A 15,448-nucleotide genomic window follows, 5' to 3' on the forward strand; every position below is an offset into this window, starting at 1 on the left:
ATGTAGCCTTTCGCTAAACAAAATAAAAAAACAAACTTGTCAATCCTCTACTAGCGAGATTCAATGTGAAAATCGCAACAAGTGGAGAAATATCAATCATACCAAGCGGTGGAATAAATTTCCTAAAAGGCTCTAAATAAGGTTCGCAAATGCGTGCAAGAAAATCACCAAATTTTGATTCTCTTGCACCTGGGAACCAAGACAAAAGAATATAAATGATAAGCGCATAGGAATAAATTTGAATAGCAGACTGCAATACTTGTACAACTGTTGTCATGGCGTATTACCACCTCTTTATATTTGTCTCTTCTTCTTCACCGAATAACTCTGAAATCGCACCAACGATATCAACATTTTCAGGTGTACACATAAATGTTTTCGGGCCTATTTTTTGAATATCCCCGCCTATAGCGTATACAGTACCACTTAAAAAGTCAACGATACGTACAGCTTGATCTGTAGACATTCTTTGCAAATTAATTACAACAGCTCGTCTACCTTTTAAGTGATCCGAAATGCCTTGCGCTTCCGAATATGTGCGTGGTTCTAGTAAAACAACTTTTGAAGATTGCTTCGCTGTTTCAATACTCACTACATTTTGCTTCGGTTGCACTTTCGCAAACGGAACATCTTGTTGTTCTGGGGGATCTTGTTGTTTTTTCATGTCTGTTTGCTCCTTTTCATAACTATATTGAGCTGCTTCTTTTTCTTCCGGTGTGTCAAAAAAGAAGTATTTTACTTTTGACCAACTCATAATAACTTTCTCCTTCCTCTTACGCTTTTCCTACTAAAACCGTTCCCAAACGAATATATGTAGCGCCTTCCTCAATTGCAATCGTGTAATCATTTGACATTCCCATTGATAATTCTTTACATGGTGCATGTAATAATTCTAGCTCCTGCACCTCTGTTTGTAGCATGCGTAATTCCTTAAAGCAGCGACGAATCTCTTCCTCTTCTCCTGTAAACGGAGCCATTGTCATTAATCCTACCACTTCAATCTTATCCAATTCTTGCAAACTTTGAATAAAAGAAATTGTTTCTTCTATCGCCAATCCTTGCTTTGATTCTTCAGATGATGTTTTCACTTGAATAAAGCATTTAACTTTCTTATCAGCACGTTTTTGAATTTCTTTTGCAAGCGAAAGACGATCTAATGAATGTAAATAATCAATCTCATTAATGATTTCTTTTACTTTTCTCGTTTGCAATGAGCCAATAAAATGCCAATTCACTTTTGAACCGAAATGCTCGTATTTTTGTAAGAAACCTTCATTTCTATTTTCACCTAAGTCAATAATTCCTGCTTCAATTACTTCGCTTGTTTTTTCAATTCCTACAGTTTTTGTAACTGCAACGAGCTTAATATCTTTCGTCGAACGTCCAGCTCGTGCACAAGATTCTTTAATTGCTTCGTTTACATCTGCTAAATTCCCTTGCACTGTCACTTGCTTCACTCCTCCTTAAAACCTATGAAACTCAACATTCTCCCCGTCTTACCTTGATCACGACGATGAGAGAAAAATAATTGTTCTTCACAGCTTGTACAAAGAGATGACATTACAATATGTTCTTCTTTTATACCTGCTTGTACACATAATATACGATTAACTTCTTTTAAATTAATTGCATACTGACCATCAGAAATTACTTTATAGGGAACAGATCCGTTTACTACTTGCTGTGCTGCTGTTAATACACGATCATCAACAACATAACAACATGATCCGATTGCAGGACCAATTGCGACATGAATTTCATCACTTGAAACACCTTCTGCATTCCACTTTTGAATCATTTCTTTCGCAATCTCTGTTACAGTCCCTTTCCACCCAGCATGCGCAAGTCCTATCATATCATGTGATGGTGCATAAAAATAGAGCGGAACACAATCAGCGTAACAAGATGTTAAGAGAACATCTTTGTTAGTCGTATAAATGCCATCCGTTTTTGGAATACCGTCTTCATATGAATAAACGCCTTTCCCTTTTTCTTGCAGTCCTACTTTCTCAACATGATGGTCATGAACTTGTTCAGAGCAAATCCATTTTTCTAATGGTTTTTGTAACTTATTCGCTAAAATGCGTCTGTTTTCATGAACATTCTCCACGATATCATTCACATGTAATCCTAAATTCATCGCATGAAAGGAGCCTGTACTTACTCCACCATCTTTTGTCGTAAATCCAACAGTAATGTTTCCAAGTTCTTTCCACGCTTGTAAATACAGTATACCGTCCACATATTTAAATGGTTCTCTCATAAAGCGGCTCCTTTTAATTAAAATAACAGAAAAAAGCATGGTACTTCCTGTCTATTTTACCATACTTTTATTTTTTCATAATGACAACTGAAAAAAAAGGGGAATTTGTAATATTCTTTATGAAATTGTCGGTGTTTGTATTGATTCTGTTACAGAATTAATATTATCTACTCTGACAAGTATGACATCTTCCCCAATTTTCATAATTTGCTCCCAAGGAATCACAAATTCTACTTCCTTTCCAAAGAGTCCTAGCATACGTGTCTGCTTGGAAATAATAACTGCCCTAATCTTCCCTGTGTCTATATCAAAATCAATATCTCCAATATTTCCAAGCCTTTTTCCATCTAAAATATTTACAACATCCTTCATTTGAAACTCCGAAATTCGTATCATATTCATCCTCTCCCTTATATCATGAATCATAAGTACGCTCTCAAATAAAGTGAAACCTTAATCAGTGGGATTTTTCCCATCCCTACTGATTATTAGCCCATGCTAATCGGACTTTTTCGGTTAGCTCCGCTTCCATCTAACTTCTTACTTCAGCCGAATTTTGAAGCGGGTAAACAGTATATAACCGCTACTAATAGAACATCTATTTTATTTTCATTATATGAACCTACCCACTCTACTATGAGAGCAAAATATTATATATAAAAAAGGCCTCACCATAACTGGTGAAGACCTTATCCTTGAATCGTCTTATTCATTTGCTTAATAGCAGACTTCTCCAAACGTGATACTTGTGCTTGAGAAATCCCGATTTCTTCGGCAACTTCCATCTGTGTCTTTCCTTGGAAGAACCGTTTTCGAATAATCATTTTCTCACGATCATTCAAACGCTTCATCCCTTCTTTCAACGCTAGTTCTTCAACCCACTGCTCGTCCTTTTGTTTTTCATCACTTAACTGATCCATAACAAAGATAGGATCTCCTCCATCATTATAAATCGGTTCAAATAATGAAACTGGATCTTGAATAGCATCTAACGCAAAGACAATTTCTTCATGTGTCACTTCAAGAACTTTGGCAATATCCATTGCTGTTGGTTCTTTGGAATTTTCAGCAATCAATTTTTCTCTTACTTGCAACGCTTTATACGCAATATCTCGTAATGAGCGAGATACGCGAATTGGATTGTTATCACGCAAATATCTGCGTATTTCCCCAATAATCATCGGCACAGCATACGTTGAAAATTTTACATTTTGGCCTAAATCAAAGTTATCAATGGATTTCATAAGTCCAATGCAACCAACTTGAAATAAATCATCAACATATTCTCCTCTGTTATTAAATCTTTGGATGACGCTCAGTACAAGACGTAAGTTTCCATTCACTAATTTCTCTCTGGCGCTTATCTCTCCACTTTGCATTTCACGAAATAATTTACGCATCTCTTCATTTTTTAGTACTGGAAGTTTAGCTGTATCAACACCGCAAATTTCTACTTTGTTTCTCGTCAAAGTGTTCCCTCCTATCGGGAGTTGCTGTACAGTGTAAAGTATTTCCTTTGAAGGGGATTTTATGCATACGGTTTTCCCATCGTTTTTCACAAACATCATATTTCCTAATGCACAAAAAGAGAATAAGACCAGTCTAGATACCGACTGGTCTTATTCTTCACACCATTTTATTAAATTCTTTTCGTAATCTTTTTATAATTCTTTTTTCCAAACGAGAAATATACGACTGTGAAATTCCAAGCATATCAGCCACATCTTTTTGTGTCTTCTCTTCGCCACCAGCGAGTCCAAACCGAAGCTCCATAATTTGTTTTTCACGATCATTTAATTGATGCAATGCTTTCATTAAAAGATGACGATCTACAGTAGCTTCTAAATCTTTTGTAATAATGTCATCATCTGTACCTAACACATCTGATAATAACAGTTCATTTCCGTCCCAATCAATGTTAAGCGGTTCATCAAAAGAAACTTCCGAACGATTTTTATTATTTCGACGCAAATGCATTAAAATTTCATTTTCTATACAACGAGATGCATATGTTGCTAATTTAATTTTCTTTTCTGGATTAAATGTATTCACTGCCTTAATAAGACCAATTGTTCCTATACTAATCAAATCCTCAATATTTATCCCTGTATTTTCAAATTTTCTTGCTATATATACAACAAGCCGTAGATTACGTTCAATAAGCATCGACCTGGCAGCTTGATCTCCATTTGGTAATTTATTCAAAAGAACTGCCTCTTCGTCTTTCGTTAACGGCGGTGGCAACGCTTCACTTCCGCCAATATAATAAATTTCATCGGTCTTAATTCCTAATTTCAGCAATACTTTATACCAAAGGTATACCAAATAAAATTTAAATTTCACCATATTATCCCGCCTCTCATAATTAAGCAATTACCATCTTTTGCGAAATCAACATTTTCGGATGTACAATGCATTGATACTCTCCATTGGTAGATAATTGTTGTGTATTTAATCCAATCAGTACTTTGTTTACAACAACCAAACCTTCATGATAAACTTGCACACAATCTGGCTTAATTGCCCATAAAAATTGATTCTCTACTCCTACTGCTCGGAAAGGAATTAAACGTAGTTTCGTCGCCCACCCAGAATCATTTTCTGGTATTTGAGGAATTTCTGTTTTGGAATAAATTTGTTCTGTTAACCAAGCTGGCAAACAATGTTCTAATGATGAAATATGCATAATCATAACGGGTGTTTTTGTTAACGGGTCATAAAGTTGGTTCCCACTATCAATTAGACCTGCTAGTTCTAGTTCCTCTCCAGCTAATTGAATTTTCACTTTCACGATTTGATCATAGTGTATCTTTGTGACCTCTACGCTTTCTATACGCTTTTTAGAAAAATAATAAATTACTGGAAAACCAAAAATAACAAACAACCAACTAATTGGATCACCGTAAGAAACTGATTTAGATTGAACTAACCCATTTACCATTTCGTTCGTTTGCAAAAAGTAATGCGTTCCAATTAATCCTCCACCAACCATAAAGGTTACAAAATAGAAAGTAAAAACAGTTTGTGCATAATTTCTAAATGTTGAAAACCCAAATGCTGTATACACAATAAGTAACGAGTACAATAGTTTCATAATTGGATGTGTCATCATAGAAGCAAAAGGCGTAAAGGCGAAAATAACAATAGTTGAACCTATAAATGCCCCTAACACAAGCCTCCATCTTTTGATTCTCTTTTTTAACACGGTGGCTGTTAATAAAAGTAAAAGAAAATCAATGCAGGCGTTTAACAACCAAACAATGTCGGCGTAAACAACCAAACAATTCACCTCTTTTTTTAAGTTGAGACTAGTATAATGCATATCCAATAGGAAAGTGTGTCAATTGGTGGAGGGGTTTTTTTTGTTATTTTGTGATTTCTAGACATAATCTGTCGGTAAAAAATAAAAGTGTATTTTTCATAGAATAATATAAATTTCTTACCTGTATACATAATAATTGAATTATATATATACAAAGTTTATCTTGCTATTTGCGTGCAGTAACACCCCTGCCTCAAAATTCAGCTACAAAAAAGTACAGAAGTTAAGCGGGAGTCGAGCTAACAATCATTTTGGATGAACAATCCCTACTAATTAAAGTTTCACTTTATTTATCACAGCTTATAGCTTAAAAATAGGACTGGGCTCTCCATATGCAAAATAATAAAAAAAGATCTGCTTAGCAGATCTTTTCCATTTAGACAACAAAAAAAGGAGCATGAAAGCTCCTTTTCTTTTATCGTCTACGACGGTTACGTAAGAATGCTGGAATATCGATGTCATCTGAATCTGTATGACGATCATGCACAACCGGCTCTTCACGTTTCATTTCACGCTTAACTTCACGTTGTTTTGAAGGCTGAGCTACTGGTTGTTGTTGCTGTTGCGTGTGATTCGCAGTCGGACGGATAATTGGTTTTGGTGGCTGCGTCGAAGCACTATCATCAAAACCAGTTGCAATTACAGTGACAACGATATCATCTTTTAATCCTTCATTAATAACAGAACCGAAGATCATATTTACTTCTGGATCCGAAGCTGAAGCTACAATGTCTGCTGCTTCTTGTACTTCATATAAACTTAAGTTTGCGCCGCCCGTAATGTTCATAATAACACCTTGAGCTCCATCAATAGATGTTTCTAGTAATGGACTAGAAATCGCTTTTTTCGCAGCTTCAGCTGCACGATTTTCACCATTACCAGAACCGATACCCATTAAAGCAGAACCTCTATTAGACATAATTGTTTTTACGTCTGCAAAGTCTAAGTTGATTAGACCTGGTGTAGCAATTAAATCAGAAATACCTTGAACACCTTGACGTAATACGTTATCTGCTTCACGGAACGCTTCTAACATTGGCGTATTTTTATCAACAATCTCTAATAAGCGATCATTTGGAATTACAATAAGTGTATCTACATTTTCTTTAAATGACGCAATACCGGATGCAGCTTGAGTTGCACGTTTACGTCCTTCAAATGTAAATGGGCGTGTTACAACACCAACTGTTAACGCACCTAGTTCTTTTGCAACTTGAGCAACAACTGGAGCTGCACCAGTTCCAGTTCCGCCGCCCATACCAGCAGTTACGAAGACCATATCCGCGCCACGAAGCGCTTCTTGAATCTGTTCTTTACTTTCTTCTGCAGCTTTTTTCCCTACTTCAGGGTTTGCGCCTGCACCAAGTCCACGCGTTAATTTTCCACCAATTTGCATTTTCGTTTCAGCTTTTGATAGATTTAATGCTTGTGCATCAGTATTCACAGCGATAAAGTCTACACCTTGTACACCGTGTTCAATCATACGGTTTACAGCATTGTTTCCGCCACCGCCGACACCGATAACTTTTATATTCGCTAATTGATCTTGAGTAGTATCAAACTCTAACATGTCGAAATCCCCCTAGAACCTCATTTTTCGTGTCCAATTTTAATCCCATAAATAACGGAATACACGTTTTACTTTTGACATCATGCGGTCATCATTTTGATTAGTATTGTTTTGATTACGATTTTTCTGTTTCGCAGGTTGCTGTTGTACCGGCATTGGTGCTGGTACTGGTTCAAAATGTTCTTGCTTTTCCTGCACATTTTTCCCACGTAATTTAGCTTTTTGATAAGAATGTTTAATTAATCCAACTCCACTTGTATATTGGGGCTCACGAACACCAATATAATCAGGCGTTGCTATACGAACATTTTCATGTAAAATATCGTATGCAAGATCAAGAACACCTGGCATAGAAGCTATCCCACCAGTTAGTACATATCCAGAAGCTACTTGCTTTACTCCTAACTTACGCACTTCATCTTGAACAAACATTAAAATTTCCTCTACACGAGCCTCTATTATATCCGATAATTCCAACTGAGAATATTGTTCTGTTTGATCGCTTCCCATAATAGGAACCGTAAACATCTCTTCTTCAGATGCTGTATCATAAAAAGCATGTCCATATTTCAGCTTAATTTGATCTGCATTTTCTGTTGAAGTTTTCAGCCCAATCGCTATATCCTTCGTTATATGATCTCCACCTAATGGCAATACGCTCGTTGCTTGCAACTCTCCATCTTTAAAAATAGATAAGGTTGTAGATCCTCCACCCATATCAACAAGGGCTACCCCTCTATGTCTTTCATCCGAAGATAACGCAACTGTCGCTGCCGCTAAAGGTTGCAGACAAATATCAACAATTTCAAGACCTGATTTTTCTACACAACGAAGTAGGTTATGTAGTAAAGTTCTCGAGCCTGTAATAAGTGTACCTTCCATTTCTAATCTTACACCGATCATCCCGCGTGGATCGTTAATCTCGTCAAGACCGTCTACAATGAACTGTCGAGGTACCACATCAATAAATTCACGTTCAGGAGCAATTGACACAACTTGCGCTGCATCTAGAACGCGTAAGACATCTTCATTCCCGATTTCACGATCTTCATTTGAAACAGCGACTACTCCGTGACACGGGAGCAACTGTACCTGGTTTGCATTGACACCTACTACAACTTGCTCAATGTGGATACCCACCATGCGCTCAGCCTGTTCAATTGCTTTTTTAATTGATCGAACAGTTTCATCTATATCAACTATCGATCCCTTCTTCAAACCATTTGATTTTACGTTTCCAACACCAATAATGTTTAAGCTATCATTAACCATTTCACCAATGATGACTTTAACATTGGATGTACCGATGTCAAGACTAACATATATTTCATTGCTGTTCATTCTTTGGCACCTCCTTCTTTATTTATACCATACAACTCAATATATGGAACAACAATCGCAACTTTACTATTTATAAGAAAAATATTCAACGTCTTTATACGTTTCCCTTTTTTAACCCTATATTTTTCTTATTTTTATTTAACATTCATTTAAGCATATCTCAGTAACCTGTGAATAACTGCTTTATCTTGAAATAATTATATTTCAAGTGTAAAGATTACCGCCAAGTATAAGTCTACACTAAGATGTACTTGTAGAAAAGTGAAACTTGTACCAATCCTAGTATGAATCTAAGAAAATTTACATTTTCTTCATCAAATTAAGCATTCTTGCAAATTACCATCCATATAAAAGAACGTTTGTTTCATTTCATACGTAATAACGTAGTAAAAACTATCATTCTATTCTTTCTTTTCTTCAGCACCTAGTTCCTTCGTATATGCACCCACTTCTAAGTCAATTAAAACCTTCTTACCAGGTTCAATTGTTTTTAAAATAAGGGGATAAGCTTCCATTCGCTTTGCGAAATTTTGAATAGTGGTGCTCACTTCATATCCTTCATTCATATATAAAGTAAGATGATCTTCATTTGCGTTCGTTGGTGTATAACGAATTTCAGAAATAGACCTTAAAATAGTCGGCGTTAATTTTTCTAGTTCTGCAATTAATTCCTTCATTTTTTCCTCTTTAAACGGTTCAAAAATTGGTGCTGCAACTGGAAGTTTTCCGTTCGGAAGTACATCGAGTGTTTTCCCATTTTCTAATAACGGTTGTAATTTCCCATCTTTGTTTATATACCCAATTGTTAAATATTCTTCGATATGAACATCAATTTTGTTTGGGAAACGTTTTTTTACATTTACCGCTTTAATTTCTTTTCGTTTCGTTAAGTTTTCTTCTGCTTTATGTGCTGTTACTCGGAAATAACTCGTATCATATGTCACACCTGATTCCTTCATAACTTGTTCATCTGTCATATAATGATTTCCAAACACACTTATCTTTTTTATATTACTAAGCGGAGACCGAAAATAAATTAAAAAGAGTACTAATAAAAATAAAATCGATATGTATAAAATTAACCGATGATTAACAGGTTTCTTATTCTTTTTCTTTTGATTCTTTAATTTTGGTACACGATCTTGTAGTTTAATCACTTTACTATTTTTCATGTACGATCCCCCTATGTAACATAAAGAACGGCATGTTCCGCATGCCGTTCTTATCTTCTTATTATAACATAAATGATAATGAGCGGAACGAACAACCGTTATCTTCCAATTATTTCTACTTCTGTATGCATATCGACACCAAATTTATCCTTAATTGTACGCTTTATCAATGCGATCAAGTCTAATACATCTTGTGCTGAAGCCACACCAGTATTAACAATAAAATTTCCATGCATTTCAGAAATTTGAGCTCCACCTATCTTATAGCCACGAAGCCCTGCTTTTTCTATTAAATCTCCTGCAAAATATGGGACTGGATTTCGAAATATACTTCCTGCACAAGGGTGATTCCAAGGTTGCGTTTCACGGCGATACTCTTTATTCTTTTGCATGCTTCTTCCAATTTCCTCGCGTTCGCCTACCTCCAATTGGAATTCAGCTTCTAAAACAATACCAGGGCGTTTCATTTGCAATACAGATGTGCGATAAGAAAATCCCATTTCGGTATTCGTCAACCAATTAATTGTTCCATTTTCAAACAAAATACGAGCTTTCGTTAATACACTCGATATTTCGGACTTATGAGCACCTGCATTCATATACACTGCACCGCCAACACTTCCTGGAATACCACTTGCAAATTCCAAGCCAGCTAATCCCTGTCGACTAAGTAAAGTTGACAATTTAATAAGGGGGTATCCAGCACCAACTCTTACTCTATGTTTTTCGACTTCTAAGTGATCTAATCCTTCTCCTAAACGAATAACCACACCTTCTATACCTTGATCAGATACGAGAAGATTTGAACCACGACCAATTGCAGTCCACCCTGTCTTGTACTTCTTTACTAACTCTAACGTCTTCTCAATACCAGCAACGTGCTTTGGCACAATTAAAATATCAGCTGGTCCGCCTATTTTCATAGTCGTGTAACGCGCTAACGGTTCATTAACTAACACGCGACCAACATTTGCTTCTAAAAGCTCTTTTACTAATTGTTCCATAGACAATCTCCCCCATATTAAGTCTCCTTATGACAGTAATATGCAGGGCGTTCACCTAATGTTATTTTTTAATAAGCTTGTTCATTACTTCATATAGCTTATTTGCTGCATCTGGAATACCAAGTTGCTTAGTAGCCAGTTTCATATTTTGTAATGTTTGTGTATCCAATAAAATCTCATCAATGTCACGAATAAGCGTTTCAGATGTTAAATCTTTTTCAAGTAGCATTTTAGCTGCTCCTTTATCAACAACTGATCGTGCATTTTTTTCTTGATGGTTATTTGTTACATACGGACTTGGAATTAATACACTTGGCTTTCCTAACGCTGTTAATTCTGCAAGCGTTGTAGCCCCTGCTCTTGAAACAACAAGATCTACACCAGTCAGTACCTCTGGCATATTATGAATAAAAGGTTTAATAATAACATTATTCGGATTCCCTTTTTGTTTCACGGCTTCCATAACTTTATCATAATGTACTTCGCCTGTTACATATAATACTTCGTAACTTTTATTCCCAAATTGTTCAATCGCTTCTACAAAAGCATCGTTAATCGGTCTAGCACCGCGACTCCCACCAAAAATAAGCACGGATTTTTTAGAAAGGGATAGTCCTACCGAACGTTTTCCTTTCATTCCATTTTGGTCCATTACTTCTGATGCACGTGGATTACCTGTCATAACCACTTTTGACTGTGGGAAATGTTCTGCAGCTGCTTCAAAGCAAACTGCAACTTTATCGACATAACGACTTAAAAATTTATTCGTTACACCAGGTACACTATTTTGTTCATGTACAATAGTCGGAATACCTAATTTAGCCGCAGCATATACAACTGGCCCACATACGTATCCGCCCGTACCAATCACAATATCAGGGTTAAAACGACGAATATATCGTTTACTATCTTGAACACCTTTTAGGAAACGCATCACTGTTTTTACATTATCAAGAGATATTTTTCGTTTAAATCCACTTATAACAATAGATTGGAACGGAATACCCGCTTTCGGTACGATGGTACTCTCTAATCCATTCTCTGTACCAATGTATAAAAATCTTGCTTCCGGATTTAGTTTTTTTATTTCTCTAATTAAAGCAAGAGCTGGATAAATATGTCCTCCAGTACCCCCACCACTTACTAATACTCGCACTACTGATTCCTCCACTTCCCTGTTCTTATTCAATCGTATTTATTTCTATATACATATTGTATTTTCACACACACACGAAAAACCCTGTCTTTTAAACAGGGTTTAATAGCGAGAATGGCGACTTATATTCAATAATACACCTACTGCCATTAACATTAAGGTCAAACTTGATCCACCATAACTTAAAAACGGCAAAGTAATACCCGTAACAGGCATCAGTCCTGTTACAACACCAACATTAATCATTACTTGAATCGCAATCATCGCCACAATACCTACTGCTAAAAACGTACCATATAAATCTGGCGCTCCTAATGCTATACGAATCCCGCGCCATAATAATAGACTAAATAATAATAACACAAATGAACCACCAATAAAACCTAATTCCTCGGATAAGATTGCAAATATAAAGTCTGTTTGTGGTTCAGGTAAATAAAGAAATTTTTGTCTACTTTGTCCAAGTCCAAGCCCAAATAAACCACCAGGTCCAATTGCGAGTAACGATTGGATAATTTGAAATCCACTTCCGAGCGGATCCGACCACGGATCTAAATATGATGTAATGCGTTTCATTCGATATGGTGCTGATGCAATTAACCCTACAAATCCCGCTGCACCAAGCAAACCAAACATTGCAAAGTGAAAAACCCTTGCTCCCGAAATGAATATCATAATAATACATGTCCCAACCATTACCGTTCCCGTACCAAGATCTGGTTGTAACATAATCATCCCAAAAGCAAGAAATACAAAACTAAGAGCCGGTAGCAAACCTCGTTTAAACGATGTAATTAATTTTTGTCGTTCCGCTAAAAATTTTGCTAAGAAAATAATCATCGCGAATTTCATAAACTCTGACGGTTGGATAGAAAATGCTCCGATTCCAATCCAACTTCGTGCTCCCCCACGAACGAGACCTACTCCAGGAATAAGAACGAGAATAAGAAGAACGAAACAAACTAGTAAAATTACTTTTGAATACGTACGCCACACCCAATAATCAATTTTCATGAGAGAAAACATAGCTACTACCCCAAGACTTGCAAATAACAATTGTCTTTTTGCAAAAAAGAATGAATCCCCCATTTTATAAGAGGCCCAAACCGCACTCGCACTATAAACCATAATCATTCCGATTGTTAACAACGCAAGTGTAACGATGATGAGAATAAAATCAGGCGTTTTCTTCATTACCCATGTACACCACCTCTTTGGGCAGAACCTTTGCCCTATGTAACAAAACATCAGTAGGTGTTAGCCTACTGATGTTTTGATTTACTTTATATAAGTTTATGCACAGCTTGTATAAAAATGTCTCCTCTTTCTTCAAATGTTTTAAATTGATCCCAGCTTGCACATGCTGGTGAAAGAAGAATAACATCACCATCGGTAGAATGAGCATAAGCCTTCACTACTGCATCATCTAAAGTATCGACACTTTCAATTACATCTAATCCTGCTTTTTCTGCCGCTCTTACTAATTTTGGTGCAGTTTGTCCAAATGTTACAATCGCTTTGACATGTTTAAAGTATGGAATTAAATCATCAAATTCATTACCACGATCAAGTCCACCAGCCAATAATACAATCGGTTGTGTAAATGCAGATAATGCTTTTTCTGTCGCTAGCATATTCGTCGCTTTTGAATCATTATAAAATTTACGATTATTAATCGTTGTTACATATTCTAAGCGATGTTTTACACCTGTAAAACTTTTTAACACAGCAGTAATTGCTTCATTAGAAACACCTAGTAATTTAGCAATACTCATTGCTGCTAAAATATTTTCTAAATTGTGCTTACCAGGTAAAACAATATCGCTTACTTTAACTACTTTTTCGCCTTTAAAATAAAGAGCGTTATCTTTTATATATGCACCATCTTCGATTTCTTTCGTAGTCGAGAATAGTACTTTTTGCCCTTTACTATAAGCAGATAAAGCCATCACATCTGCATCATCTGCATTTATTACACTATAATCGTTTTCTTTTTGGTTTTTGAAAATATTCGCTTTCGCCAAACCATACTCTTTCTTCGTCCCGTGATAATCTAAATGCGCTTCAAATAAATTTAAAAAGGCTGCAATTTTAGGCTGGAAGGATTCTACTCCCATCAATTGAAACGATGAAAGTTCCGTAACGACAACTTCATTTTCTTTCGCCAATTGTGCAACTTCACAAGCTACAGTACCTATATTCCCCGCAATAACTGGGTACTTTTGTCCTTCTTTTAACATTTCAAACGTTAACATTGTCGTTGTTGTTTTGCCGTTAGATCCCGTAATCCCAACAAACGGTGCTGCTGAAATGCGATATGCTAATTCAACCTCAGTTACAATTGGAATTTGCTTTTCCTTCGCCGCCACTAAGAGTGGATTAGAATATGGAATTCCTGGGTTTTTTACGACAAGTGAAATGTTTCTCTCCAGCAATTCTAACGGATGCCCACCACATATAACATCCATTCCTTCCGCTTGTAACTCAGCAGCAAGCACATTACCCACTAATGGTTTCCCATCATTTACAATGACGTTTGCCCCTAATTTTTTTAATAAAGTAGCTGCTGCATAACCACTTTTAGCAATACCTAATACAAGAACATTTTTATTTTGATATTCAGTTACAGTTTTCAATTACATCCACACCCCGATATAAATTCCTAGCACAGCTAATAAAAATCCTACAGACCAAAACGTTACAACAACGCGCCACTCTGACCAACCACATAATTCATAATGATGATGTAATGGACTCATTTTAAAGACACGCTTTCCTGTTGTTTTGAACGAAATAACTTGGATAATAACAGATAAAGTTTCCGCTACGAATACACCGCCAATAATAACGAGTAACAATTCTTGTTTTAACAAAATCGCTACAGCTGCGATAGCACCACCTAAAGCTAGAGAACCTGTATCCCCCATAAATACTTTCGCTGGATTCGCATTGAATACTAAAAAGCCAAGTACAGCTCCTACAACTGCCATACAGAAAATAGCTACCCCAAATTGTTCTTGAGCTACAGCAATAATACTAAATGCTCCGAATGCAATAGCAGCTGTTCCTGATAATAAACCATCTAAACCATCTGTTAAATTAACCGCATTTGATCCACCAATAAGCATAAATAATACAAGAACAAAATATGCCCAGCCTAATTCAAATTTAACATCAGTTCCCGGAATCATGATATAAGTGTGAAACGCTTGCCCTTTTCCAATTAAAAAGAACGCAATAGCAATTACAAGCTGACCAATCAATTTTTGTTTTGATGTTAAACCAAGATTTCTTTTCTTTACTACTTTTATGTAGTCATCTAAAAATCCGATTAATCCGTACCCAAATGTAACTAATAATAACAATGATACTTCTGCACCTAAATTGTTAAATTTAATCGCCATAATAAGCGTAGTCACCATCATAGATACATATATGACAATACCACCCATCGTTGGTGTCCCTGATTTCTTTTGGTGTGACTTCGGTCCTTCGTCACGAATACTCTGTCCGAACTTTAACTTTCTTAAAAATGGAATAAATAATGGCGAAAGGGCAACAGAAATTAAGAATGCTACCCCAGCCGTTACTAATAAACCTTGTTCAAGCACATGTAGTCC

At 36.1% G+C, this 15,448-nt stretch carries 16 protein-coding genes; all 16 read right to left on the reverse strand.

The window, feature by feature from the left end; genetic code table 11:
- Positions 1-13 precede the first annotated feature (13 nt).
- A complete protein-coding gene (locus V7038_RS08070) occupies positions 14-277 on the reverse strand; it encodes a YggT family protein (protein WP_002111425.1) in 264 nt (87 codons plus the stop codon).
- 6 nt (positions 278-283) lie between these two features.
- A complete protein-coding gene (locus tag V7038_RS08075; protein WP_002014721.1) occupies positions 284-754 on the reverse strand; it encodes a cell division protein SepF in 471 nt (156 codons plus the stop codon).
- 19 nt (positions 755-773) lie between these two features.
- The gene (locus V7038_RS08080) at positions 774-1,448 is read right to left on the reverse strand and encodes a YggS family pyridoxal phosphate-dependent enzyme (protein ID WP_002111427.1); all 675 of its coding nucleotides are present in this window, start codon (positions 1,446-1,448) and stop codon (positions 774-776) included.
- Between the two features lie 5 nt (positions 1,449-1,453).
- Positions 1,454-2,263, reverse strand: coding sequence for a peptidoglycan editing factor PgeF (gene pgeF, locus V7038_RS08085; protein ID WP_002111428.1), 810 nt, complete (start codon positions 2,261-2,263; stop codon positions 1,454-1,456).
- A 117-nt stretch (positions 2,264-2,380) separates the two neighbouring features.
- The gene (locus V7038_RS08090; protein WP_033708393.1) at positions 2,381-2,659 is read right to left on the reverse strand and encodes a YlmC/YmxH family sporulation protein; all 279 of its coding nucleotides are present in this window, start codon (positions 2,657-2,659) and stop codon (positions 2,381-2,383) included.
- Positions 2,660-2,952: 293 nt separating this feature from the next.
- Complete coding sequence (sigG, locus tag V7038_RS08095) at positions 2,953-3,732, reverse strand: RNA polymerase sporulation sigma factor SigG (protein WP_000197755.1); 780 nt, start codon at positions 3,730-3,732, stop codon at positions 2,953-2,955.
- Positions 3,733-3,889: 157 nt separating this feature from the next.
- On the reverse strand, positions 3,890-4,609 hold the full coding sequence (gene sigE, locus V7038_RS08100) for an RNA polymerase sporulation sigma factor SigE (protein ID WP_002111431.1): 720 nt from the start codon (positions 4,607-4,609) through the stop codon (positions 3,890-3,892).
- Between the two features lie 19 nt (positions 4,610-4,628).
- Positions 4,629-5,543, reverse strand: a complete 915-nt coding sequence (spoIIGA, locus tag V7038_RS08105) for a sigma-E processing peptidase SpoIIGA (RefSeq protein WP_002111432.1) — start codon at positions 5,541-5,543, stop codon at positions 4,629-4,631.
- A gap of 457 nt (positions 5,544-6,000) precedes the next feature.
- Positions 6,001-7,155, reverse strand: a complete 1,155-nt coding sequence (ftsZ, locus tag V7038_RS08110) for a cell division protein FtsZ (protein ID WP_002014730.1) — start codon at positions 7,153-7,155, stop codon at positions 6,001-6,003.
- Between the two features lie 39 nt (positions 7,156-7,194).
- Complete coding sequence (gene ftsA, locus V7038_RS08115; protein ID WP_002111434.1) at positions 7,195-8,496, reverse strand: cell division protein FtsA; 1,302 nt, start codon at positions 8,494-8,496, stop codon at positions 7,195-7,197.
- Between the two features lie 401 nt (positions 8,497-8,897).
- Entirely contained in the window at positions 8,898-9,668 is a 771-nt protein-coding gene (gene divIB / locus V7038_RS08120; protein WP_002111435.1) for a cell division protein DivIB, read from the reverse strand.
- Between the two features lie 98 nt (positions 9,669-9,766).
- On the reverse strand, positions 9,767-10,672 hold the full coding sequence (murB, locus tag V7038_RS08125; RefSeq protein WP_335469796.1) for a UDP-N-acetylmuramate dehydrogenase: 906 nt from the start codon (positions 10,670-10,672) through the stop codon (positions 9,767-9,769).
- A gap of 61 nt (positions 10,673-10,733) precedes the next feature.
- Positions 10,734-11,828 carry an undecaprenyldiphospho-muramoylpentapeptide beta-N-acetylglucosaminyltransferase gene (gene murG / locus V7038_RS08130; protein WP_002088269.1) on the reverse strand — a complete coding sequence of 365 codons (1,095 nt, stop codon included), beginning with the start codon at positions 11,826-11,828 and terminating at the stop codon, positions 10,734-10,736.
- A gap of 102 nt (positions 11,829-11,930) precedes the next feature.
- On the reverse strand, positions 11,931-13,022 hold the full coding sequence (gene spoVE, locus V7038_RS08135) for a stage V sporulation protein E (RefSeq protein WP_002111438.1): 1,092 nt from the start codon (positions 13,020-13,022) through the stop codon (positions 11,931-11,933).
- Between the two features lie 89 nt (positions 13,023-13,111).
- On the reverse strand, positions 13,112-14,464 hold the full coding sequence (gene murD, locus V7038_RS08140; protein WP_002111440.1) for a UDP-N-acetylmuramoyl-L-alanine--D-glutamate ligase: 1,353 nt from the start codon (positions 14,462-14,464) through the stop codon (positions 13,112-13,114).
- Positions 14,465-15,439: a phospho-N-acetylmuramoyl-pentapeptide-transferase gene (mraY, locus tag V7038_RS08145; protein WP_002014738.1), complete on the reverse strand. Its 975-nt coding sequence runs from the start codon at positions 15,437-15,439 to the stop codon at positions 14,465-14,467. It abuts the gene before it with no gap.
- Between the last annotated feature and the right edge of the window lie 9 nt (positions 15,440-15,448).

Source organism: Bacillus sp. JJ783 (assembly GCF_036963225.1).
Taxonomy (GTDB): domain Bacteria; phylum Bacillota; class Bacilli; order Bacillales; family Bacillaceae_G; genus Bacillus_A; species Bacillus_A cereus_U.